The organism is Paenibacillus sp. 01T424 (assembly GCF_056398745.1).
Window position 1 is genome coordinate 1 of sequence record NZ_JBFTPZ010000058.1, and the last position, 24835, is coordinate 24835.

17 protein-coding genes are annotated in these 24835 nt (G+C 47.0%); 13 read left to right on the plus strand and 4 right to left on the minus strand.

The window, feature by feature from the left end:
* Positions 1-643: 643 nt before the first annotated feature.
* Positions 644-2602 carry a glycoside hydrolase family 13 protein gene (locus tag AC1DPK_RS30160; RefSeq protein WP_477512557.1) on the minus strand — a complete coding sequence of 653 codons (1959 nt, stop codon included), beginning with the start codon at positions 2600-2602 and terminating at the stop codon, positions 644-646.
* A 237-nt stretch (positions 2603-2839) separates the two neighbouring features.
* Positions 2840-3781, minus strand: a complete 942-nt coding sequence (gene trxB, locus AC1DPK_RS30165) for a thioredoxin-disulfide reductase (protein WP_076268899.1) — start codon at positions 3779-3781, stop codon at positions 2840-2842.
* A 155-nt stretch (positions 3782-3936) separates the two neighbouring features.
* Between trxB and AC1DPK_RS30170 the strand changes: the two genes are divergently transcribed.
* The 9 genes from AC1DPK_RS30170 (at position 3937) to AC1DPK_RS30210 (ending at position 19624) form a co-directional block, all read left to right on the plus strand.
* Positions 3937-4611 (plus strand): response regulator transcription factor, encoded by a 675-nt coding sequence (locus AC1DPK_RS30170; protein ID WP_477512558.1) that lies wholly within the window; start codon positions 3937-3939, stop codon positions 4609-4611.
* A complete protein-coding gene (locus AC1DPK_RS30175; protein WP_477512559.1) occupies positions 4608-5999 on the plus strand; it encodes an ATP-binding protein in 1392 nt (463 codons plus the stop codon). Before AC1DPK_RS30170 ends, AC1DPK_RS30175 begins: the two co-directional genes overlap by 4 nt.
* A 124-nt stretch (positions 6000-6123) precedes the next feature.
* Positions 6124-7002 carry a UTP--glucose-1-phosphate uridylyltransferase GalU gene (galU, locus tag AC1DPK_RS30180; RefSeq protein ID WP_477512560.1) on the plus strand — a complete coding sequence of 293 codons (879 nt, stop codon included), beginning with the start codon at positions 6124-6126 and terminating at the stop codon, positions 7000-7002.
* A 142-nt stretch (positions 7003-7144) separates the two neighbouring features.
* Positions 7145-8257, plus strand: a complete 1113-nt coding sequence (locus tag AC1DPK_RS30185; RefSeq protein WP_441878509.1) for a GntR family transcriptional regulator — start codon at positions 7145-7147, stop codon at positions 8255-8257.
* A 163-nt stretch (positions 8258-8420) separates the two neighbouring features.
* Positions 8421-9116, plus strand: coding sequence for an L-ribulose-5-phosphate 4-epimerase (araD, locus tag AC1DPK_RS30190; RefSeq protein ID WP_076268854.1), 696 nt, complete (start codon positions 8421-8423; stop codon positions 9114-9116).
* A gap of 14 nt (positions 9117-9130) precedes the next feature.
* Positions 9131-10801 (plus strand): ribulokinase, encoded by a 1671-nt coding sequence (locus tag AC1DPK_RS30195; protein WP_441907994.1) that lies wholly within the window; start codon positions 9131-9133, stop codon positions 10799-10801.
* Between the two features lie 282 nt (positions 10802-11083).
* Positions 11084-17068 (plus strand): S-layer homology domain-containing protein, encoded by a 5985-nt coding sequence (locus AC1DPK_RS30200; RefSeq protein ID WP_477512561.1) that lies wholly within the window; start codon positions 11084-11086, stop codon positions 17066-17068.
* Between the two features lie 171 nt (positions 17069-17239).
* The gene (locus tag AC1DPK_RS30205) at positions 17240-18493 is read left to right on the plus strand and encodes an FxLYD domain-containing protein (protein ID WP_441878501.1); all 1254 of its coding nucleotides are present in this window, start codon (positions 17240-17242) and stop codon (positions 18491-18493) included.
* Positions 18494-18505: 12 nt separating this feature from the next.
* Positions 18506-19624, plus strand: coding sequence for a S1C family serine protease (locus tag AC1DPK_RS30210; RefSeq protein ID WP_477512562.1), 1119 nt, complete (start codon positions 18506-18508; stop codon positions 19622-19624).
* Between the two features lie 119 nt (positions 19625-19743).
* Here AC1DPK_RS30210 and AC1DPK_RS30215 read toward each other — a convergent pair whose 3' ends face one another.
* Positions 19744-20592, minus strand: a complete 849-nt coding sequence (locus tag AC1DPK_RS30215) for a hypothetical protein (RefSeq protein WP_477512563.1) — start codon at positions 20590-20592, stop codon at positions 19744-19746.
* A gap of 517 nt (positions 20593-21109) precedes the next feature.
* On the opposite strand from AC1DPK_RS30215, the gene AC1DPK_RS30220 reads away from it, so the two are divergent.
* On the plus strand, positions 21110-21739 hold the full coding sequence (locus AC1DPK_RS30220) for a hypothetical protein (RefSeq protein WP_477512564.1): 630 nt from the start codon (positions 21110-21112) through the stop codon (positions 21737-21739).
* Between the two features lie 418 nt (positions 21740-22157).
* On the opposite strand, the gene AC1DPK_RS30225 is transcribed toward AC1DPK_RS30220, so the two are convergent.
* Complete coding sequence (locus AC1DPK_RS30225) at positions 22158-22769, minus strand: superoxide dismutase (protein ID WP_477512565.1); 612 nt, start codon at positions 22767-22769, stop codon at positions 22158-22160.
* Between the two features lie 355 nt (positions 22770-23124).
* Between AC1DPK_RS30225 and AC1DPK_RS30230 the strand changes: the two genes are divergently transcribed.
* The 3 genes from AC1DPK_RS30230 to lepB all read left to right on the plus strand — a co-directional run bounded on the left by AC1DPK_RS30230 (position 23125) and on the right by lepB (position 24835).
* Positions 23125-23547 carry a GNAT family N-acetyltransferase gene (locus AC1DPK_RS30230; protein WP_339206861.1) on the plus strand — a complete coding sequence of 141 codons (423 nt, stop codon included), beginning with the start codon at positions 23125-23127 and terminating at the stop codon, positions 23545-23547.
* A gap of 110 nt (positions 23548-23657) precedes the next feature.
* A complete protein-coding gene (locus tag AC1DPK_RS30235) occupies positions 23658-24215 on the plus strand; it encodes a DUF402 domain-containing protein (RefSeq protein ID WP_477512566.1) in 558 nt (185 codons plus the stop codon).
* Positions 24212-24835, plus strand: a complete 624-nt coding sequence (lepB, locus tag AC1DPK_RS30240) for a signal peptidase I (RefSeq protein WP_477512567.1) — start codon at positions 24212-24214, stop codon at positions 24833-24835. The genes AC1DPK_RS30235 and lepB overlap by 4 nt, the downstream gene beginning before the upstream one ends.

Below are 24835 nucleotides of genomic sequence, written 5' to 3' on the forward strand. Positions count from 1 at the left end.
GATGCTTATTGAGCGAATTCGGCGTATGCGGAAGGTAGAAAAGAGGCTGTAAGCACGTATGTGTTCTTACAGCGAGAAACTAGCTATGGTTACTGGTCTGTAAGCACACATAGGTGCTTATTGAGCGAATTCGGCGTATGCGGAAGGTAAAAAAGAGGCTGTAAGCACGTATGTGTTCTTACAGCCGAGAAGTAGCTATGGTTACTGGTCTGTAAGCACACATAGGTGCTTATTGAACGAATTCGACGTATGCGGCGGGTAGGCAGGAGACTGTAAGCACGTATGTGTTCTTACAGCGAGAAACTAGCTAAGGTTACTGGTCTGTAAGCACGTATATGTGCTTATTGAGCGAAATCGGCGCATGCGGCGGGTAGAAAAGAGGCTGTAAGCACGTATGTGTTCTTACAGCGAGAAACTAGCTAAGGTTACTGGTCTGTAAGCACACATAGGTGCTTATTGAGCGAATTCGGCGCATGCGGCGGGTAGAAAAGAGGCTGTAAGCACGTATGTGTTCTTACAGCCGAGAAGTAGCTATGGTTACTGGTCTGTAAGCACAAATAGGTGTTTATTGTGTTACATGGACGTGTGAATCAACCCCCAAAAAAAGGGCAGTCCGCGATTGGACTGCCCTAAGGAAACAAGGTTAGTGGTTGCTTGCTGTTTGCTCCAAAATCACATAGCCGTAAGCAGGCAATGTGAATTGAAGTTTACCGTCGTTGCTGCTTGCAACGGAAGAGCTTACTGCATATTTGCTAGTGTTTGATAACAATACAGACCAAGTCGATGAGCCGTTATCGGTGATGACAGCTGTTGCAACCGATCTAGCATCGGCCTTAGCATTTTCGATCGAGGCAGCCACTGGGGATGCAGAAGTCTCGCTTACAGCAGTTGCAGCTGCAGCTGCTGGTTTCGCAAAGCCTCTAAAAGCAACAGCATGAGGAGCAGCGTTGCAATCAGTCGGCTGAGCTTCAATTACGAAGCTCAGATCAGCCGCTTCGCCGCGAGCATTCATCGCGATAAGAAGCCGTTGGCTGCCTTCACGACGCTCATAGACCAAGGTGCCATCTGCTGCGCCAACGTGCACGAAGCGAATATCAGCGCTGCGAAGCGCGCTGTACTTGTGGCGCAGTCCGATTGCGTCGGTATAGAACGTGAGCAACTCACGGTTTTGCTCCTCTGGGTCCCACACCATGCATTTGCGGCAGCCTGGATCGCCAGCGCCATTGATGCCTACCTCATCGCCATAATAAATACATGGGGTTCCAGGGAAGGTCAGCTGGAAGAGCGAAGAAAGTTTCATCGCATCCGTATTATCCTCGCAGATCGTAAGCAGACGAGGCGTATCATGGCTATCGAGCAGGTTGAAAGCCGATTCTGTTACTTGCTGCGGATATGCTGCAAGCTGCGCTCCAATCGCATTAGCGAAGTCAGAGGCATCAATCGTTTGATAAGCAAAGAAATCAAGAACTGCATTCGTGAAAGGGTAGTTCATAACCGCATCGAATTGATCACCCTGCAGCCACATCATTGAATCATGCCAAATCTCGCCCAAAATATAAGCGTCTTTATTCACTGCTTTTACCGTCTGACGGAACTCACGCCAAAACTGATGATCAACCTCATTGGCAACATCCAATCTCCAGCCGTCGATTCCGATCTCCTCGATCCAGTAGCGAGCTACCTCGAACAAATATTGCTTCACCTCAGGATGCTCGGTGTTCAGCTTCGGCATAAGCGGCTCAAATGCGAAGGTCTCGTACGTCGGAACGCCGTCCACCACTTGCAGCGGCCATTCCCGAACATAGAACCAATCCGCATATTTTGACTGCTGTCCGTTTTTCTGAGCATCGACAAATGGAGGGAAGGTTTTGCCTGAGTGATTGAATACCGCATCAAGCAAGACACGAATGCCGCGGGCATGGCAGGCATCAACCAATTCCTTCAACTTCTCATTTGTGCCAAAATGCGGATCAACCTTCATGTAGTCTTGTGTATCATATTTGTGATTGGTCGTTGCTTCGAACAGCGGTGTGAAATATACCGCATTAATGCCAAGTGCTGAAATATGATCCAAGTGATCAATTACACCCTGGAGGTCACCGCCAAAAAAGTTTTTTGGCGTAGGCTCGCCGCCCCAAGGCAGCACATTTTCAGGATTGATCGAAGGATCGCCATTCGCGAAGCGTTCAGGGAATATTTGATAAAAGACAGCGTCCTTCACCCAAGCTGGCGGCTCAAATACATCGATTGGATTAATATATGGGAAATCAAAAAATGAATTTGAGTTGTCAGGAAGTGTAAGCTCGATACCTTTATCCGAGAAAATAATCGCCTCATCTCCGCTTATTAAGCGGAACGCATAACGCAGCCTCCGAAAAGGAGGGATAACGGAGGTTTCCCAATAATCGAATCGTGCATCCGAAGTGAAAATATGCATAGGGACCGTTGTGATCGTTTGATCCCACGCGTACTTGTCGCCAACGATTGCTTCAACTACAGCAACATCGTCTTTTTTGGTACGCAAGCGGAGGTGCAGCGTTTTTCCGTCGTAGGCGTAAGCCCAGTTTTGCTTCGGTCTGTGATAAACAGCTTCTAATAACATGATTATCGCTCCTTCATGGATGATGTGAGAAAAGATATGGAAACACGAAAAAAGGCACAACCTCTCTGCTCATAATAAGCCGAGGTTGTACCTTCTCCCATAACACGTTCAGGCGCCGCTCACGCGAAGCATATTGCGAACAAATGGTTGCGGTAGCATTGCCTTTCTATTGTAAATCTCAACACTTTTATTATACATAATTTGCACGTATTGTACTAGTCTAGTTTTGAAAAAAAATTATGCATTAACCGCTTCATGCGCTAGTGATTCCAAGTAGCGCTCRCAATCCAGAGCAGCCATACAGCCGCTTCCAGCAGCGGTAATCGCTTGGCGGTAATTACGGTCTTGAACATCGCCGCAAGCGTATACGCCTGGGATGTTCGTCTCGGAAGTGCCCGGCTTCACAATAATGTAGCCTTGCTCATCGGTGTCGATTTGACCGCCAAGGAAGCCAGTGTTAGGCGTGTGGCCGATCGTAATAAATACGCCGTCTGTTTCAAGCAATTCTTCCTCGCCCGTTTCATTATTGCGCACCTTCAACCCTTGCAAGCCCATGCCTGTTGCAGCAACTTCAAGCGGTGTACGGTTTAGGCTCCATACGATTTTGTCATTCGCACGAGCGCGATCCTGCATAATTTTTGATGCGCGCAGCTCATTGCGGCGGTTAACTACTCTTACTTCGGAAGCGAAGCGAGTAAGGAACACGGCTTCTTCCATTGCGGAGTCGCCGCCGCCTACTACAATAATCTTTTTGCCGCGGAAGAAGAAGCCATCACAAGTTGCACATGTGCTTACGCCGCGACCGATATTTTCTTGCTCACCCGGAATGCCGAGGTATTTGGCTGAAGCGCCTGTAGAGATAATGATGGATTCGGCTTGCAGCTCGCCAATGCCTTCCACATCAAGCGTGTAGGGACGTTTGCTGAAGTCGACGCTTTTTACAGAGCCTGTTTTGAATTTTGCACCAAAGCGCTGTGCTTGCTTACGCATGTTGGACATTAGCTCGCTGCCCAAAATACCATCAGGGAAACCTGGGAAGTTTTCTACTTCTGTTGTTGTTGTAAGCTGGCCGCCTGGCTGCCACCCTTCAATAACGAGCGGCTCCATGTTCGCGCGAGCCAAATAAATGGCAGCCGTCAATCCGGCAGGTCCTGTACCAATAATTATTGTTTTATGCATCATCTATATCCTCCATTCAAAATTCCGTTGAATAATAAATCCTACTTTAAAATTATTATAATGTAGCTTTAAAGTCAATATCGTTCATGTAACGTTCATGTTGGTCATGTATGCTGAAATCATAACGACATAAGTCTAATTGGAGGAAGAAAAAAATGCCCAAAATCGTAGTTGCAGACGACGATCCAAACATTCGCGAGCTGGTAGCTCTTTTCCTAAAAAGAGAAGGCTGTCAGGTCATTGAAGCTATAGATGGTATAGACGCATTAGAGAAGCTGGACGTGGTACGACCAGATCTTGCAATTATTGATGTAATGATGCCTCGCATGGACGGGTGGGCGCTTTGCGCGGAACTGCGAGCGAGCTATGATATTCCGCTGCTCATGCTGACTGCCAAGGGGGAAACCTCGCAAAAGGTGAAGGGGTTTGAGCTTGGTGTGGATGATTATATGGTCAAGCCATTTGATCCGCCGGAGCTCATAGCCCGGGTTAAGGCGCTGCTCAAAAGATACCGGATTACCGCTTCGCAGACGGTGGAGTTCGGTGATGTCCTCATGAATCGAACGGACTTTCATATGTCAGCTGGTGGCGAGAAGGTAACATTGCCGCCTAAGGAGTTTGAGCTGCTGTTCAAGCTGGCAAGCTATCCAGGCAAAACCTTTGCCCGTGATCATCTAATAGAACAAATATGGGGGATGGACTATGAGGGGGACGAGCGAACCGTTGATGTCCATATCAAAAGACTGCGGGACCGTTTTCCCGAGGAGCAATATCGTTTCTGTATCGTAACGATTCGCGGACTAGGGTATCGATTGGAGGTATGGTCATGATTCGCGGCCTTTACTTTCGAATTACGGCTACATTCCTCGTTATCGTTCTGATTAGCATCGGGGTCGCTTTTTTGTTCACGAACCAAATGTTCAAGAGGGATGCAAGGGGGCAGCTGCCCAATCAGCTGGAGAAGTCGATTGCTCGCATAGAACAGCTTTATGCCGTCTCGAAGCCGGCAGATTTGCAAGCATTTTTGGAAGAGATCTCAAGCTTGCAAGGGCAGTCAATTGTCGCTATTAGCAGCTCCAACTATTTAGTAAGGGCTGGCGAGCGAAGCGAGCTGATTATGGAGCGACTTACATTCGAGCAGCTAAGAAAGGTATTTGGCGGCAGCTCTGTCAGGCTGGATGTATACACTAGTGAGGAGGTTAGCCCGCCTTCGCCGCCTGCTTTAGGGAAACTTGTGTCATTCGGCAATGAAAGATGGGCATTGTTCGTTCAGCCAAATCGTTTTCCGCAAAATAGCAACTTCTTATGGACGGCTGTCACGCTGCTTGTTACGCTGCTGCTCGTCGGAAGCGTACTTATTCTAATCGTGGCCCGTTATTTAGTGAGGCCTCTAAAAATGATGACGAACGCTGCGACGCGAATGTCACAGGGGGATTTCAGTGTACGGCTGCCCGCAAGACGCGGCGATGAGCTCGGTGAGCTTGCGCAGGGCATGAACAAAATGGCGCTCAGCTTATCACAGCTTGAAATGATGCGTCAGGATTTTGTATCCAATGTCTCGCACGAAATGCAGTCTCCCCTTACGTCGATTGGCGGCTTCGCAGAAGCACTGCGCAGCGAGGAGGTTACTGGAGCTGAGCGGGAGCGTTATATTAGCATCATTAAGCAAGAGAGCATGCGGCTTTCTCGGCTAAGTGAAAATTTGCTTAATTTGGCATCGCTCGACTCGCAGCAGCATCCTTTTCACCCGCAGCCCTATCGACTGGATCGCCAGCTTCGAGATGTGGTGCTTGCCTGCGAGCCGCAGTGGATGGCCAAGAGGCAAACGGTCGAGCTGCTAATGGAGGAAACGGTAATTACTGCTGATCGTGATCAGCTTAATCAGGTATGGATGAATTTGCTTGCCAACAGCATGAAATTTACACCAGAGGACGGCAAAATCTTTTTGTCTTTGTCCGAACAGAATGGTTCCATTGTGGTACGAATTACCGATACCGGGATAGGCGTTCATGAGGAGGATCGCGAGCGAATATTTGAGCGTTTTTATAAAGGGGATTTATCAAGGGATAGAAGCCAAGGCGGGAGCGGGCTTGGGCTTTCGATCGCACAAACCATCATTCATATTCACGGCGGAACCATCGCGCTTGATCCAAGTGCGGACCAGCTTACTGGAGCAAGCTTTATGATTAAGCTCCCATTTGCACGAGCAACTGCTTAGTTATGGGACGAAGCTGGATAGAAGCGACAGTGGAAGCTTTTGAAGACATGGAAAACCGAGGGTGAAACCGTTATGATAAAAGGAGCGATTGCATAGAAAGCAAAGAGCTGGGGGAGATGTTAAGGTGGAGAAGCGGATTCGGAAAGCGATCATTCCTGCTGGGGGATTAGGGACAAGGTTTTTGCCGGCTACGAAAGCGCAGCCGAAAGAAATGCTGCCTATTATCGATAAGCCTGCTATTCAATATATCGTAGAAGAGGCTGTAAATTCAGGCATCGAGAGTATCGTAATCGTCAGCGGACGCAACAAACGAGCGATCGAGGACCATTTTGACAAATCTGCCGAGCTCGAAATGGAGCTGGAAGCGCGTCATAACGAAGAAATGCTGGAGATGGTGCGGAAAATATCACAGCTGGCAGATATTTATTATGTTCGTCAGAAGGAGCCGCTAGGCCTTGGCCATGCAGTGCTTTGCGCCCGCCGCTTCATAGCGGACGAGCCGTTCGCGGTATTGCTAGGCGACGATATTTTGAAAGCTGATCCGCCTTGCTTGCGGCAAATGATGGATGTGTACGAGAGGGAACAGTCATCTGTTGTAGCTGTGATGGAGGTGCCTTGGGATCAGACGCATAAATATGGTATTGTTGATATTGAGCGGGATAAGCAGGTAGCGCGAGTACGCAACATTATTGAAAAACCGGCGCAAGGACAAGCCCCGTCCAACTATGCGGTTGTTGGACGCTACGTCCTTGATCCTGTCATATTTGATCTGCTTGAGAAAGCGACGCCAGGCAAAGCTGGGGAAATTCAACTGACAGACAGCTTACAGCAATTAAACCATATCTCTTCTTTAATGGCTTATCGGTTCGATGGTATTAGACATGATGTAGGCGACAAGCTTGGTTTTGTACAAGCTACGATTGATTTTGCATTAGAGCGTGCGGATCTAGGCGATGAGGTCAGAAAGTACATGCTGGAGAGGCTGAAGGAAACGCAGTTCTAATCCATGAGAAATGAAGGCCGCTAATGAGCGGCTTTTTATTTTGTCTTTTGGCCGGTTTTATGGTTAGAACTTGAGATCATGTACGTACAAGTTCAGCGTATGATATACTACAGGAATACAACTAACGGAGTTGAGGTGTGAAGTGAAGGAACAGCAAACGCCCAAATATATGCAATTAAAGCAGGAAATTATATCATGGATCGTCACAGCGCAGTTTAAGCCGCACGAGAAGCTGCCATCGGAGAATGAGATCGGCAAGCAATTCGAGATGAGCCGGCAAACGGTGCGCCAAGCACTAGGTGATTTGGAGCAGGAGGGCTGGCTCTACCGCGTACAAGGGAAAGGGACGTTCGTGTCGGACCAATCTGCGCCAGAGCGGAAAAACTCATCCCAAGGGATGACGATCGGGATGATTACGACCCATATATCAGATTATATATTCCCGACCATCGTCAGAGGCGTTGAATCGAGCTTGCGCGCTGTAGGGGCAAGACTTCTGCTGGCGAGCACGGATAATGAAAAGGATAAAGAAAAGGATAGCCTGGAGTCGATGCTGCGCGAGCCGCTGACCGGGCTCATTATTGAGCCGACGAAGAGCGCGGAGGGCAACCCAAACTTTAATTATTTTTTGGCGCTTGATGCGCTCAAAATCCCATACATTATGCTCAATGAGCGATACAGCGACGTGGATGCGCCATGCTTGCGCGTGGATGACGAGCTTGGCGGCTATCGTGCCGCAGAGCATTTAATTAAGCTCGGCCATACGCGAATCGCTGGATTTTTTAAGACGGATGACTTTCAAGGCGTACACCGGATGCGCGGTTTTTTACGGGCTCATCGGGAGCAAGGGCACACKGTTCCGCCGGATTATTTGCTGCGCTATACGACGGAGGAGAAGCAGGACAAGCCGATGCAGGCCTTGTTTGCGATGCTGCAGCGTGAGCCGGATCAACGGCCGACCGCTATTATTTGCTATAACGATGAGCTGGCTGTAAAAATGCTTGATATCGTAAGGCAGGCTGGCTTAACGGTGCCTGAGGATCTTTCGATTGTCGGTTTTGATGATGCGAATCTGGCTACGGCTACCGAAGTGAAGCTGACAACCGTTGCGCATCCAAAAACAGAAATGGGCACGGATGCGGTCGAATTGCTGCTTAGTATGCTGGATAAGCAGCACCAGCGGCGACAAACGCAGGATAAAATATATGATCCGCAGCTTGTTATACGTGATTCAACTAGACCGCCCCAAAGCTAAGCTGTTGCTGAACGGTTAATGCTTTTTAAATGGATGAATAAAAAAGACGTGACACACTTGTACGTACAACTTATAATAAAGCAAAGATATTCTATGGCGATGTCCGTATAAGTGAATGCGGATCAGCATAGAAATGTGAGCTTGAAGGGAGCGATAAGTGGTCATGTTAGAAGCATTGAAGCATGCGGTTTGGGAAGCGAATATGGATCTTCCAAAGTACGGATTAGTTACATTTACTTGGGGCAACGTCAGCGGTGTAGATAGAGAGTCTGGTTATGCGGTTATTAAGCCGAGCGGCGTTCCTTACGAGGAGTTAAAAGCCGAGCAGATGGTTGTCGTAGATTTGGATGGCCATGTAATTGAAGGAAATCTTCGACCTTCCTCGGACACGGCTACTCATGTGCTGCTATACAAAGCGTTTCCTTCGATAGGTGGAATTGTACACACCCATTCGCCTTGGGCGACAAGCTGGGCACAGGCGGGGCGCTCTATTCCATCGCTTGGCACGACGCATGGCGACTATTTCTATGGCGAGGTGCCCTGCACACGCGCGATGACAGAAGCGGAAATCAACGGCGCATATGAGCTGGAAACGGGCAATGTCATCGTTGAAACCTTCAATAAAAACCATATCGATCCAAACCAAGTGCCTTCGGTGCTCGTAAACAGCCACGCTCCTTTTTGCTGGGGCAAAGACCCGCATAACGCCGTTCATAATGCGGTTGTGCTGGAGGAAGTGGCGAAGATGGCTCTTCATACGTATCAGCTTAACCCGAATGTTCAGCCCATGGATCAAGCTTTATTGGACCGACACTATTTACGCAAGCACGGAGCGAACGCCTACTACGGCCAAAAATAAGGAGGATTCGGATAATGAGCAAAAAATACGCAATTGGTGTAGACTACGGCACGCAATCGGGCCGAGCTGTTCTTGTGGATCTATCTAACGGTGCCGAGGTAGCGGAGCATGTCACGCCGTATACTCACCACGTTATTGATGAGAAGCTTCCGGTATCTGGCATTAAGCTTGAGCATGACTGGGCGCTTCAGCATCCGCTTGACTATATTGAAGTGTTGGAATTGTCGGTTCCTGCGGTGATGAAGGAATCAGGTATCCATGCTGCTGATGTCATCGGTTTAGGCATCGATTTTACAGCATGTACAATGCTTCCCATCGATGGAGAAGGGAATCCTCTATGTGTACAGGATGCCTACAAGGATAATCCGCATAGCTGGGTGAAGCTGTGGAAGCATCACGCTGCACAAGATGAGGCTAACCTTATCAACGAAATGGCAGCGCAGCGCGGTGAGAAGTGGGTGCCGCGTTATGGAGGCAAAATATCATCAGAGTGGATGATGGCCAAAGCATGGCAGATTTTGAATGAAGCACCGGACATTTATGAAACTGCAGATAAATTTGTTGAAGCGACGGACTGGGTTATTGGCCAATTGACCGGCAATATTGTTCGCAACAGCTGTACGGCCGGCTACAAAGGCATGTGGCATAAGCAAGAGGGCTATCCAAGCAAGGATTTTTTCAAAGCGCTTGATCCTCGTTTAGAAAACCTGACAGAAACGAAGCTGCGCGGTGAAGTTGTACCGCTTGGCTCGAAGGCTGGAGAATTGCTGCCTGATATGGCTGCACGCATCGGACTTGCGCCAGGCACGGCGATCGCGGTTGGCAATGTGGATGCACATGCGGCGGTGCCAGGTGTTGGCGTCGTTACGCCAGGCAAGCTGGTTATGGCGATGGGCACATCGATTTGCCACATGCTGCTCGGAACGGAAGAGAAGGAAGTGGAAGGAATGTGCGGTGTCGTTGAGGACGGCATCATTCCGGGTTACTTTGGCTACGAAGCGGGACAATCAGCGGTTGGCGATATTTTTGAATGGTTCGTTGAGGAATCTGTTCCAGCCTACGTACTTCAAGAGGCAGAGCAGGCTGGCGAAAATGTACATGTTTATTTGACTCGCAAAGCCAGCGAGCTGAACGTTGGCGAATCCGGCGTACTGGCGCTTGACTGGTGGAATGGAAACCGCTCGGTTCTTGTAGATACAGATTTGACAGGTACCATTGTAGGCCTCACCTTGCTAACGAAACCTTGGGAAATTTACCGCGCCCTTCTTGAAGCAACGGCATTTGGCACACGCAAAATCGTCGATGCGTTCCACAGCAACGGGGTTGAAGTAAATGAATTGTACGCATGCGGCGGATTGCCGCAGAAGAACGCGCTGCTTATGCAGATTTATGCAGATGTAACGAATCGCGAGATCAAGGTCGCAGCATCCAAGCAAACGCCTGCACTTGGTGCAGCGATGTTTGGAGCAGTAGCAGCTGGTGCCGCAAAGGGCGGTTTCGACAGCATTGTTGATGCGGCTCAGAAGATGGCTCGTGTACGCGAAGAAACGTTCAAGCCGATTCCGGCAAACGTTGCAGTTTACGAGAAGCTGTATGCGGAATATAACTTGCTGCACGACTACTACGGACGCGGCGCAAATGATGTAATGAAACGCCTTAAGGTTATAAAAGAAGAGCAAGCTTAGGTAGCTATTATTCAATCATCTATATACCAAAAAAACGACTCCAGCATTTAATTATGCGAGGGAGTCGTTTTTTTTATTAATTTCTAGCTTTTTCCACTATTCTTGTCGAAAATGTACAGAATTTGTACAGAAACGAATGTTATTATAGGTCGTCGGACTTATAAAAAAGAGACATAAGAAAGTAGACAACTTTTGAAAGCGATCTTAATAGTAAAGGAGAGTACGGGAATGATGGAAGATGGTAGGTCTATGGAACCAAGAAGTTCTAGGAACAGAGGTCGAATGAACAGCAGACTGTGGCGAAAACGGTTATTTACCGCATTTATGGCATTTGCGGTGCTGCTCGTTCAGCTTTTCCCTGTTCCATATGCAGCAAGTGCTGCAGCGCTTGATACAGGAGCGACTTATTTTACCGGTACGGATAACTGGGGCGGCGGAGCGGCGAACAGTGCAGCTGACGGCGATGTAGACAGCAGCACGGGGAACGGTACACCTCTTTATCCAATCGAATTTAAAATTAAAGACATTAAAGCCAAACCTACAAAAAGCGCTTATATGCTTATACGGGCTCTTGATGTAGACGAATACGATGAATCAAACAAAAGCGGTACAGGCGAGTGGGACCGTGTATATTTCTCATCTAACCCTGCAGATATTGCATTAGGTGCACCTACAACCCCATGGCCAGCAAATTTTGGGTCTGCTACATACAAGAAGGAATTCCCTCAAGCATTTAACTTGGGCGCTTTATCCGGAAAAAATGATGTGTGGAATACGACCGTTCTGGAAATTAAACCTGATCAATGGAATAGTATCGTCGCCAATCAGGATTTATATGTTGGTATTTCCGTACATCATTATTTCATGAATACTTCTAATTTCAACAGCGGCTGGGTGACGACCATCGATTGGGGTCAGCTTGTCATTGACGGCGGCGTGAGAGAGACCGGAGAAATTACCGGAGCCGCTGTTGCTGTTACGAAAGACAAAGTAACGATAAATACAGGTTTCTTGCCTAAAAAAGACGGAAACTTTTATATGGAAGTCAACGTCATTGAGAAAACGAAAGTCGGCAATGAGATTAGGGAGAAAAACTTGGATTTGTCGCAGAAGTACTTTAGCGGCTCCAAGCAAGGAACCGAGCAGAAATGGGACAACATTGTACTTAATGCTCCTGGAGCAGATCCAAGCAAAGAATACACTGTAAATATTATATTGTTCGACAAGCAGCCAGATAAGAATGAACCTGGAACAGCTCAGCATATTTATTCGATGTCTACGTTTGACCCCGCGGTAAAAGATATTGCAAAAGCGGGACCTCAATACGAGCCAACGAATTTTACGCTAACTGACTTCAGCAGCAAATATTATCGTGTAACAGGTGAAGCGCAAGCAGCTAAGCTTGAAAAAGTGAAAATCGTTTCGCTTCCAAGCGGCGGCAATCTCCAGATTGCAGGAGTGGACGTTAAATTAGATGACGAAATTGCTAAGGCAGATGTCGCTAAATTGACCTTCGTTCCAGATGCAGCAGGTTTAACGGGCACGACTTCATTTAAGTGGAATGGCTACGATGGAAGCAAGTACGCGGCTATCGATGGGACGGTAACGATTACTGCAAATGCCGCTCCTGTTGTAACAGATATGAATAAGGCTATTAATCAAGGTGAAACACTGACATTTACAGCTTCAGATTTCACAAGCCAGTATACGGATGCAACTTTGCCGAAGGAAAACTTAAGCAAGGTGAAAATTGTTTCATTGCCGGCGCCAGCTGCCGGTAAGCTGATGATCACAAACGGCGGTTCTGCTGCAGCTGTGGCCGTGGGCGATGAAATCAGTGCAGCTGATTTGGGCAAGCTGAGCTTTGTTCCTGCGAGCAATGCCAGCGGTACAGTTTCTTTTAAGTGGAATGGCTCAGACGGCGTTCAGTATGCGAAGGATAATAAGCAAGTGACCATTGCTATTAATACGGCGCCAATTGTTAGTAACATTTCTTTTGCAGCTATAGCTGGCAATACGGTTCAAATGAAAGCTACCGATTTCACTAATGCGAATGCATATAGCGATGCGGATGGCGATTTATTGACGAAAGTACGTATTAACCTGCCAGCCAACTTTTCCAATAGCGGAAAGCTGCGTTATACATCCGAAGGGGTGGACTTCGTAGTATCTTCTAATACTGAAATTTCTTTAACGGAATTAAATACGCTGCGTTTCGTTCCAGCTGCAAATTTGGCGGAAGAAAGCACAGTTGCCTTCACTTGGGATGGATTTGATGGCAAACAGTATTCTTTATCGCCAGCAAATGTGAGCATTACTTATACGAACGACCCTGTCGTGAGCAACATTGCGAAGGACGGTCTTCAATATGAGCCGACTGCTTTTACAGCTGACGAGTTTAGAAGCCATTATGCGAAAGCAAACGGTGCTGCTAATTTCAATGGACTTCAGCGTGTGAAGATAGTTACTCTGCCAGCAGTGGGACAAGGCTCCTTGTTCCTAGGCAGCAAGGCAGTTGAAGCCGGTGATGAAATTGCGATCGGTGAAGTGGATACGTTATCCTTTGTTCCAGCTGATGCTGGATTCACAGGTACGGCAGCATTTAATTGGAATGGTTATAATGGATCGAAATACGCGAAGCAGCCAGCTGCGGTAACTATTAAAGCGAATGCTGCTCCAACGGTAGAACAGATTAACAAGGAGATATTAAAAGGTGGCACGGTGCCTTTTGCAATTAAGGACTTTACGGATTCGTACAGCGATTCCAACAGTGAGAGCTTAAGCAGAGTAAAGCTCGTATCGCTCCCAGATCCTGCAAAAGGCAAGCTTGTTTTTCAAATAGGCAATGGCCCAGTTTATGACATTACGACTGCCGGCTTTGTCATTAAAGCAAGTGACTTAGATGGTTTAACCTTTGTGCCTGCTGCAGGCGTGACGGGTTCAGTAACATTCGACTGGAACGGCTCGGACGGCAAGCAATATGCGAAGGAAAACAAGAAGGTTACGATTACTATTAATACTCCGCCAGTCGTAGACGACATTATAAAAGCGGGACTTTCTGGTGAAATTATTGCTTTTAAAACAACGGATTTCACGGAATCGCCTCGTTACACAGATGCAGATGGCGATTTGCTGAAAGAAGTTGCGATTATTGTTCCAGCAAATTTTAATCAGAGCGGAACGCTTTGGTACACACCTTCTGTTGGTGAGTCTGTCTATATGGTGCCAGGCAGTACTGAAATCATTGCAAAAAGCGATTTGGAAAGTCTTAAATTCCAGCCTTCAACCTCATTAGCAGAAGGAAGCACGGTTGAATTTGGTTGGAGGGGCAGCGATGGGAAACAATTTGCAGAAGCGGCTGCTGCAATCACTATTGGCTACAACGGCAAGCCGGTTGCAGAACCAATCACTGTAAATGTTGCCGAAGGCACAACTGATATTATTATTGTATTTAAAGGTTCAGATCGCGAGACAGTTACGAAGCTTGTTTACGGTTTAGAGAGCAATCCAGGAAAAGGTACGCTAGAGCCTGCCGATTATAATGTATCAGGTGATACATGGATCTATAAACCGGTTTCGGATTTTATATCTGGACAGGATAGCTTTACGTACACTGTAACGGATGGAGATAATCAAGTTTCAGCTCCTGCAACGGTGACGATTAATATTCATAGAGCGCTCGATGGATGGGCCGGAGACAAAGCGCAAGGCGAATCAAAGGTATTAAACATCATTCCAGGCGAACAGCTTAAGCTGAGTGCTGTCAGTTCCTTGCTTGCTAAGAGCGTTACGGCGAATGTGAACGGTATTATCGTACCGCTTACGCTTGTCAATCAGGATACCTTCGTAGCAGACGGCTATAAGAAGTGGGAAAATACAACGTATTTACTTCCTGAATTAACAGCAGCAAGCAAATACGAAGTTACATTTAAGGCGCTAGACGTTGAAGGAGGCTTATTGCCTTCAGAGACAAAATTAGCGGATAACAGCTTTGAAGTGGTTAAAGCGGTACTGGCGTTAACCGCAAGTCCAGAGAAAATTTTGGGCGATGGCAAATCAACTACCGAGCTATCGGCATTGCTTACAAATGCAAATGGCGCTCCAATTAAAGGTGTAACGGTTATTTTTGAAGCTCCTGCAGGTAAAGGGACGTTTGTTGGTGGAAACACCGCGGTCACTGACGAACAAGGGTTAGCGAAGGTTACGTACAAATCACAGCAAATTACAGGCATCAACGAGCAGCAGATTCCGATTCAAGCGAATGTGTACAACAAAGAGCGTGGCTTGAAGGAGCAGGATGAGATCATCATTACCTTCTTGCCTGCTGCAGTTAAAGGGTCTATTACAAAGGGAGATACGAATTCGCCAATCGCTGGCGCAAGTGTTCGCGTAACGCTTGATCTAGATGGCGACGGCGTTATCACTCCAGGAACAGACTTTGATGAAACGGTTATTACCGATGCTAGCGGAGCTTATTATGTCGTGGTTCCAAAAGGCGATGTCGTTTATGAGTTGGAAGTGACGCAAACGGTTGATGTTGGCGGCGTTCCTACACCTGTAACCTATAAGCAATCGGCTCAAGTTGGTGAAGTAACAGGAGCAGGCGAGGAAAACTTTGAATCTGAGAAAACGGTAACAGGTATCGTGCTGCTTAAGCAGCCAGATGGCAAGTCCTCGTTGTTTAACAGTGATCTGCTTGCTAAAACAAATATTTATTTGAAACAAGCGGATGGCAGCTACATTTCCGAAGGTGGAGCTCCGAAAGCATTTTCACTTAGCCCACAAGGCGTATTTAATGCGAATGGGCTTGCTATTGGAGAATACGAGCTGGAAATTAGATATAAAGTTGAACCTGGCAAGGAAATTATTTTCAGCCATGCAGGGGTCAAAGTAACGGCTTCAGGGGAAATGAATATTTCTGAGGCGCTTGTCGATCCATATGGAACGGTTACTAATTCGGTTACAAAAGCAGTAATTGAAGGTGCATCCGTTGTTCTTTATTACGCGGACACAGCAAGAAATAAAGGCAAAGGGATTATACCTAACACGGAGGTTGTTTTGCCGGCTCTCGTTGGTTTTGCACCAAATGACAATGCGAGTCCAGAACAGCTGACGGATGCACACGGTTTCTATGCCTATATGGTGTATCCAGAAACGGACTATTATCTTGGCGTAATGAAGAATGGGTTCTATAACTATAAAAGCCCAGTTCTCTCCGTTGAATGGGAGATTGTCAAACATGATCTAGAGCTGACGCCTATTGAGGCAAGCGCTCCATCTGCCAATCCTGCGCTTACACTTTCAGTCGACAAGAACAAAGTAAAAGAAGGAACAACGTCGACTCTAACGGTGGATTACAAAAACAACTCCAGCAGTCCAATGGCAGCAGGAGAAATCGAGGTCAAGATTCCAGCGGGCGCAGTTGTTGTGGATGCAGCTGGCGGAATCGTAACAGACAACACCATTGTATGGAAAGTAACAAATGTACAAGGAGGACAGAACGGCAGCTTCAAAGTGGTCATCGAATGGCCGCTTATGAAAGCAGCAGATACGGCATTTGATATTTCGGGTGAGTTTATTGGGAATAATGCCACTGTCCAATCATCAGTAAAAGTAAATGTATTCTCAGATCGCTTCGGGGAGCTTACTCATACTCGTTATATTCTTGGATACCCGGATAAGGAATTCAAGGCAGAAGGCTCATTGACTCGTGCGGAGCTTGCAGCCATTGTTGCAAGACTATCTGGAAACGAGAAAGTGGAAGAGCCGCTTTCATTTAACGATATTCGCAAAGGTCACTGGGCGACGAACTACATCCAAAGCGTTACGGTAAATGGCTACTTCAGCGGATACGAAGACGGCTCTTTCCGTCCAGATGCGGCAGTTACAAGAGGAGAGCTTGCAGCGGTTATGGCAAGGTTCCTCAAGCTTGAAGTGAGCGCGCCTGCGACAGCCCACTTTAAGGATACTTCGGGCTACTGGGCAGCAGACACGATCGAAGCTTTGTTTAACGGCAAGTTTTTAACCGGTTATCCGGACGGAAGCTTTAAGCCGAAAAAAGAAATTACTCGTGTTGAAGCAGTTACGATGATCAATCGTATGCTTTATCGCGGACCGCTTCAGGGGCTGGCTCCATTGTTCCCTGATATGCCGCAAAGCCACTGGGGCTTTGGCGATGTACAGGAAGCAACGATCTCACACAAAGCTGAGCGCAATGAAGACGGCAGCGAAAAATGGATCGAAAGCATCAATGATAGCGTGAAATAAAGAGCATTAATAGAAGCAGCCTATCTGTTCACAGTGTATTGTGACCATGATAGGCTGCTTTTTTTAAATATGGCTCCATTTCCCACTATAAAAAAATGGAGATCATTTACTTTTTGATATAGAATAGATAGATATGTTTAGAGAGAAACGTGGGCTGGGGGATGAACGGAAGTGTATTGCCATCATTGTGAAAAAAAACAGACGGATGATGCCATTTATTGCAGCCAGTGCGGCAGATTGCTTGCTGATGGAGAAGAAACTGCAGCGGCTCTAAGTACTGAGCGATCTATGCTGTTATCGGAGCGGGCTGCTTCTGTAGAGATAGACGCAACAAGCCAGCAGCCGGGCAAGCCTAAAAAAACGCGGAGACGTAGAGCTAAGAGCTCTATTTTGGCATGGCTGATGCCTATAATTTTAGCGCTTGTTACCGCTGGTTCCGTATTTAGTTACTATATATATCAATCCGAAATAAATGATAGAGTCATCAAGCTTCATGTTGAGGCGAAGGCGGAGGCGCTAGCAGGGAAATATGACAAAGCGCAGAAGCTGCTGCAGGAAGCCTCGGATGCGCGTCCAGGCTTTGGCGCTCTGCAGAAGGATGCGGAGATCGTTGCCCTTGTCGCAGAGCTGGCACAGTCAATTACAGCTGCGGGGAAGCAGCTGGAGGAGAGTAAGCTTGAAGAGGCAGAACAGACACTGGAGCGGATTAACGGTGAATTAAAGGGTCATAAAGAGCCAATCTATATAAAGATTAAGCATCAGCTTGACGACTATAACGTTAAACTTGGTGTCATGAGGCTGACGGAAGAACTGGCAGGTCTGAATACAGTGGATGAGCTTGAGTCAAGGCTTAACATTGCGAATCAATTAGACGGTGAAGAGGCGCTAGCTGTAAAAGAGCAAATTGTTGCCAAAATCGTCGATATAAGCTATAAGGATGCCGAAGCATTGCTTAAGAAAAAAAACTATTCGGATGCGTTGGCGCTGACGGACCGAGCGCTGCTTTTTGCCAAGGATAATGAGCGGATTATGTCACTGGCCAAAAAGATAACTGATGCACAGGCTGATTACGAGAAAAGGGAACAGCGAAGATTAGAGCAAGCGATGCAGCAGGCTGCAGCAGAGGATCTAAAAAATCAAACGGCAGCCGTCGAGGTTGTTAAAATCGAATCGACGCTAGATGAGTTCGGAGATTTAAATATTGTAGGCGAGCTGAAAAATGCCGCTACACGGCCTATTTATTCGATTAGCGTTCAATTTATCGTCTACGATGCTGACGGCAAAGAGGTAGGCAAGGGCAAGGCAGAGGCGACGCCGGATTATGTTGATCCAGGCCAGAAAATCACCTTTAATAGTACGGTATATGGGGTTTATGTAGAGAATACAACCGTCGTCGTTGATCACGCGACTTGGTATTTGGATTAAGGGGAAGATGTGATGAGAAAACGAGCTTGGATTAGCGTCATCGCTTCTACTCTCATTGTATGTGGAGGATTGGCTGCTGCGTTAGCCATTCATTCAGAGTTGCCAAACAGGCTGACGGGAAAGCCGTTGCTTGCGGTAGCTGATGAGACGAAGCAGAAGTCTCTTAAGGATATTATTTTTGAAACGCAGAAGCTGGTCGTCATGATTGAAAATGAAAACGGGGATCAAGGCTCAGGCTTCCTTTATAATAAGCAAGGGGATCTCATCACGAATGCGCATGTTGTCGCTGGCTCCCATACTGTGAAAATTAAAACAGCGGATGCACGCGAGCTGGACGGAAAAGTCATTGGCATTAGCACGGAAACGGATATTGCGGTTGTTCGTGTGAAGGAACTGGCTGGAACGGAGCCGCTGCAGGTAGAGCGTAAAGAAAGAGCGGAAGTCGGGGACGAAGTGCTTGCTGTTGGCAGTCCGCTCGGATTTCAAAATACGGTTACTACCGGTATTGTCAGCGGACTAGGAAGAACGTTCAAAATTGATTCCTATTTGTATTCGGATCTCTATCAAATTTCTGCGCCAATTGCTCCTGGTAATAGCGGTGGACCGCTCGTTGATCAGAAAACGGGATCGGTGCTTGGCATTAATTCTGCCGGTTATGAGCAAGGTTCAATTGGCTTTAGTATCCCCATTGCGAACGTAATCGATATCGCAGAAGGCTGGTCTACTAAACCGATGACTAAGCTGCCCGATCTGGAGCTTTCGGATAAGGAACTGAAGATGGAAGATGAAGCGAAGATTGAGGAATATGCTGATTATCTCGTTACTCATTTTTATGACAGTCTGAACAATGCCGATTATGTCTATGCTTATTCATTGCTAGGCGGCAATTGGAAGGAAGGGACGAGCTACGAGAAGTTCAGGGCAGGTTACTTGGGGACGCTGAATGTGGTCATCGAAAATATGCATGTGACGGAGAGCAGGGAAGACAAAGCTACCGTTATCGCTGTTATTTCAGTAGATGAGCGGGTCGAAGGCAAATATGTGTTAAGCAAATACCAAGTGACCTATGAGGTCGGCTACGAGAACGATCAATTAAAGCTGCTGAGCGGCAAAGGTAAGGCTATTAAGTAAAAGAATGCTGTTTAAAAAGCTAGAAAAAGTCGGTCAGGGGAGACCGCTTTTTCTAGCTTTTTTGTATAGCTGTGGGACTTGCCTTATCGATGAATTTATTGATTCATCGTCAGTTCTAATTAAATTTCTATGCTTGTATTTTCGATTTCATCCTCGCGCAAAACAGGGCTTAAAAAGAGTTCAAGCGCTAAAGAGTCATTGCGCTGAAGCGGGAAGCTGAGCAGCGATGCTGGAATTACGCGTCCGTTCAGTACAAGTTGATAGCTGGTATTGCCACCAATAGGGACTCCACTAACGGAATTAATTTGACCATTAAAGCTGAAGCTGACAACCCCCGTTTCAGCTAGAGCCTGATAGATGGTCAAACCCGGTCGGAAAGGAATGCGATACGCCTCAGTTATGCTAGGAAACGCTCTTCCACCGTTTATGAGAACCGTTACGGTCGCCTGCGGTCCCGCAGGCGGGAACAGCCATGGCCCACCGATCCAGAAGCCCCCCGGCCCAAAGCCGCCGGGTCCCCCTGGCCCAAAGCCGCCGGGACCGCCCGGCCCAAAGCCGCCGGGACCACCCGGCCCAAAGCCGCCGGGTCCCCCTGGCCCAAAGCCGCCGGGACCGCCCGGCCCAAAGCCGCCGGGACCGCCCGGCCCAAAACCGCCGGGTCCCCCCGGCCCAAAACCGCCGGGACCCCCTGGGCCAAAACCGCCGGGACCCCCTGGGCCAAAACCGCCGGGACCCCCTGGGCCAAAACCGCCGGGACCACCTGGGCCAAAACTGCCGGGTCCGCCCGGCCCAAAACCGCCGGGACCACCTGGGCCAAAACTGCCGGGTCCCCCCGGCCCAAAGCCGCCGGGTCCGCCCGGCCCAAAACCACCTTGCTGAGGCGTTGGCGTGATCATTCGAGGTCCACCACAACCGCAGCCCTTGCTAGCTGGACGAGAATTCACATTATTAGCATAAGTATATTCCATGAGAGTACTCAGACTCCTTTACATCGCAAATTAGGCATTTATCCTACTGTAGCGTATGCGGCAAAAGCCTATGAGGTGAGTGTGCGTATGAGGCGGGTGTAAAAGGGAACTAGTATTTCTTATCGAGCTTAACGGACATTAGTTCCGCTATTTTGGCTTAAAACGCAAGTTTAGCCTACTAACGGACATAGGATACGTTATTACACTTAAAATGAGCTCAATTCGCCCTAATTCCAGCAAATAAAGGATCCTATGTCCGTTAAAACTTCAATATACGGATATTTCGCCAAATAGAGGAACCTATGTCCGTAAGGAGAGACGACCTGACCATTATCGAAGGTAAAAACTCCTATGATACTAATGAGGTCAACCTAACCTCTATCCAGTTACAGGCTAGCTATTCGGAAGATAAATGAATACACTCTGCCACGCTATGTCTATCAATTGTATATATTTGCCTATAGCGAAACTGTCCCTATATAATGATATGAAAATAATTACAGAAGGTGGTTGTTGCGTGAATCAACTGCGGGGCATTATTTTGGAAGGATTTTCGAATGCGGGTAAAACATCGGTATTGAAGTCGTTAAAGCTAATGCAAGCGCAGGACGAATCAGCTGAGCGAAGTGTTATCGTTTTAAGCGAGCATTATTCACAGGTGCTGCACAACGTACGTGGTCAGTTTATAACATCAAGTCACGAAGAGCATCTCCAATTGTTGAGTGAAAGAGTTGCTATGCTGAGGCAATTAGAAGAATGGTCAACTAAGCTAGGGAGAGCTTCACGCGGCTCGCGAGGTGTATTCTTTATACTAGAAAGGTTTCATTTAAATCATAGAGTCGCCTATTCTGATAAAACAAATAATGAAATTGAAGCTATCGAAAAGGAACTCTTACACTTTGGGGCAAAATGTGCATTATTAACGATATCACCGGAAATAGCTGAACTAAGAATTCAAAGCCGCACGCCTGATGAATGGTCGAATAAGAGTAGTGAAGAAATTAAAGCAGCAGCAGATGAACTGGTAGCAACTCAATTGAAACTGCGAAAAGCAGCAGCAAACTCAGTCATTCCTACTCTAGAAATCAACACCGATAACAAAGCTTGGGACACTTACGCAAAAGAAATCATTCGTTTGTTGGACTAGTATATTCCTCCAGTAATTAATGAGCATCACAAGCCAATTGTCAGAGCTGTGCTTCAACTCCCTGCATCATAAGCAAATTGTCAGAGTTGTACTTCAACTCCCAGCACCATAAGAGCATGGTCAGTGTTACACTCCAACTCCCTGAACCTAAGTGGACGGCAGGGTTGTAATTCAACGTTCTGCAACAGAAGCAGATAGACAAAGTTGTACTTCAACTTCCTGCACCCTAAGCTCATCAGCAGTATCGTAACCCAACTCCAACTCCCGCGTCTTATGTACATTGTCAACATTCCACTCTTTTTCCCTGCACTTAAGCAACTTTCCACTCCAACACCCAGCACCTTATACGCATCATAAAAGAAATAAAAACCGGCGCTTGCCTCATTAAAGAGGCAAGCGCCGGTTTGGAAAAACAATATTATTTAACAGCTGCTTCGTAACGTTTGCCAACTTCATCCCAGTTAACTACGTTCCAGAACGCTGCGATGTAATCAGGGCGTTTGTTTTGGTAGTTCAGGTAGTAAGCGTGCTCCCATACATCAAGACCTAGGATTGGCGTTTCGCCTTCCATGATCGGGCTGTCTTGGTTTGGCAAGCTGTATACTTTCAATTTGCCGTTTRCAACTGCTAGGAATGCCCAGCCGCTGCCGAAACGTGTTGTTGCTGCTTTTGCGAAGTCAGCTTTGAAAGCTTCAAAGCCGCCTAGCTCGCTTTCAATTGCTGCTGCAAGAGCGCCAGTAGGTGCTCCGCCAGCGTTTGGAGCGATTGTTTCCCAGAACAAGCTGTGGTTAGCATGTCCGCCGCCGTTGTTGCGAACAGCAGTACGGATTGCTTCAGGAACGCTTGCAAGATCGGAGATCAAATCTTCGATTGATTTGCTTTGCAATTCTGGAGCGGACTCCAAAGCAGCGTTAAGGTTAGTCACGTAAGCGTTATGGTGACGGCCGTGGTGAATTTCCATTGTAGTCGCATCGATATGCGGCTCAAGTGCGTTGTGCGCGTACGGCAAAGCAGGTAGTTGATGTGCCATTTTTTACAGCCTCCTAATTATATGTAGTTATCCAAGTCCATTATCCCTTATCCGATTGAATAAATCAACATTATTGTTTCAAAAGTCGAATGGGCTAAAACGATCAAACATAACCTAAAATAGGGTATCTCGACGCTAGCTAAAATATACAGATTAGGAAGATAGAACTGCATTTATAGAGAAATAAATGGATTAAATTGTTGTAAGCGCTTAATATTAAGCGTTTACACGAGATAATTGATGATTTCTTTACTTTTTTTAAGGAATATTAAAGATTGAAGCAGGATTTCGTTTAATTTTGTCGTAATATATTTTAAATGCAATACTATGACATGGTATAGAAGGTGTAATTTTAATGAATGTTCGTTCCTTCCAGTTGTCCGATTACCGATCAATTACAGCACTGCTTGAAGAGGTTCTAACAGAAGAGTGCTACGAACAAACGATGGAAGCTTTTGCCCGCCAGTTGTCATGGGATAGTGATTTAGTATTAGTCGCTGTCGAAAATTCCGAAATTGTGGGCATGATTATCGGTACGATTGATAATAACAAAGGTTATTATTATCGAATTGCTGTATCTCCTCTCCACCAACGGAAAGGAATCGGTAAAACGCTTATCCAGGCATTGCGCCAGCGCTTCGAACAGCGCCGTGTCACAAAGATACTAATTACCGCGGACGAGCACAACGAGCCAGTTTTACCGCTGTACGAGTCGATGGGGTATGTAGCCAACGATTTTATCAGATCTTTTCAGAAATTGAGCATTGTAGCTGGTTAACGCGAACTTTACTGCATGTAAGTTGTACGCAGGGCATATCTGCATCGCCATTGCTTTTGGCGGTCAGATATGCTTTTCTTATTACTATATACATTTATGAGGAGAACGGGATGGAACCATATCGGCACTGTGTCATCAAAAGCTTCAAACATAACGGTCACATTCACCGTATATGGCAACAGAATTGGCTTGTGCCTGATGAGCTGCTTGACGAGCAGCATAAAGCGGAATCCATTAAGGTGCTCATAAACCGTCAAACGCCGATTCAAGAGTCTGATGGTAAGATATGGATCAGCCGCGTCCCAGCAGTCTCCTTTTTTATACCGGGGCAGTGGTTCAATGTTGTGGCTCTGCTAGAGGACGGAGGCGTCCGCTATTATTGCAATATTGCCTCACCGCTGTACATTCAGGGTGATGTGCTTACCTATATCGATTACGATTTGGACGTTATTCGTACAGTTGATGGTGGAAGAACAGTCGTCGATCAAGACGAATATGAGATGCACAAAGCGGCTTACCACTATCCGAAAATGGTCGAAGAAAAGGTGCATGAGGGTCTTGATGCGCTTTTGAAGCGGATGGATCAAGGGCAATCGCCTTTTCAGGATCAGCTCGTGCTGAAGTATTATCAGGATTGGCTGAAACGAAGTGAAGAGGTGGAACAATGAGCCTTGAGGACCAGAATCGCAAGCCAAGTAATGAAAAAGCAGGAATCAGTGTAGATGCGGGATTATCTGCCCATACTGTTGCAAGCAATCGCTCCAATTGGCTCGCAGAACTGCTTGATTGGTCGAAAACATTGGTTGTTGCATTTGCTGTGGTGCTGCTTCTGCATTTTTTTGTATTTAACCTCTCGAAGGTAGAAGGTCATTCGATGGAGCCGACGTTAACGGAGCATGAGTGGCTGTTTGTTAATAAATTTGTATACCTGGTCGGCAAGCCTAAGGTTGGTGATGTCGTTATTTTGAAGGAACCGGATATGGGGGAAGACGAGGAAAAGTTTCTTGTAAAAAGGATCGTTGGGGTTTCCGGTGATCGTATTGAAATCCATAATAAACAATTGTACCGTAACGGCGAGCTAGTGGACGAGCCTTACACGGATTCATTAATAGAAGATATGAGCTACGGGCCAGAAGTAATAAGTGAAGGAAACTATTTTGTAATGGGGGATAATCGACATGCTAGGGCGAGCTTGGACAGCCGGACGTTTCACGCTGTGCCAGAAGAGCTTATTCGCGGCAGAGCCGATTATATTTTATGGCCTTACAAAAAGATAAGAGCGCTTTAA

Coding starts and splice junctions, on each gene's coding strand:
- AC1DPK_RS30160 (WP_477512557.1), bottom strand. CDS start 2,602: ATGTTATTAGAAGCTGTTTATCACAGACCGAAGCAAAACTGGGCTTAC.
- AC1DPK_RS30170 (WP_477512558.1), top strand. CDS start 3,937: ATGCCCAAAATCGTAGTTGCAGACGACGATCCAAACATTCGCGAGCTG.
- AC1DPK_RS30175 (WP_477512559.1), top strand. CDS start 4,608: ATGATTCGCGGCCTTTACTTTCGAATTACGGCTACATTCCTCGTTATC.
- araD (WP_076268854.1), top strand. CDS start 8,421: ATGTTAGAAGCATTGAAGCATGCGGTTTGGGAAGCGAATATGGATCTT.
- AC1DPK_RS30195 (WP_441907994.1), top strand. CDS start 9,131: ATGAGCAAAAAATACGCAATTGGTGTAGACTACGGCACGCAATCGGGC.
- AC1DPK_RS30200 (WP_477512561.1), top strand. CDS start 11,084: ATGAACAGCAGACTGTGGCGAAAACGGTTATTTACCGCATTTATGGCA.
- AC1DPK_RS30210 (WP_477512562.1), top strand. CDS start 18,506: ATGAGAAAACGAGCTTGGATTAGCGTCATCGCTTCTACTCTCATTGTA.
- AC1DPK_RS30215 (WP_477512563.1), bottom strand. CDS start 20,592: ATGGAATATACTTATGCTAATAATGTGAATTCTCGTCCAGCTAGCAAG.
- AC1DPK_RS30230 (WP_339206861.1), top strand. CDS start 23,125: ATGAATGTTCGTTCCTTCCAGTTGTCCGATTACCGATCAATTACAGCA.
- AC1DPK_RS30235 (WP_477512566.1), top strand. CDS start 23,658: ATGGAACCATATCGGCACTGTGTCATCAAAAGCTTCAAACATAACGGT.
- lepB (WP_477512567.1), top strand. CDS start 24,212: ATGAGCCTTGAGGACCAGAATCGCAAGCCAAGTAATGAAAAAGCAGGA.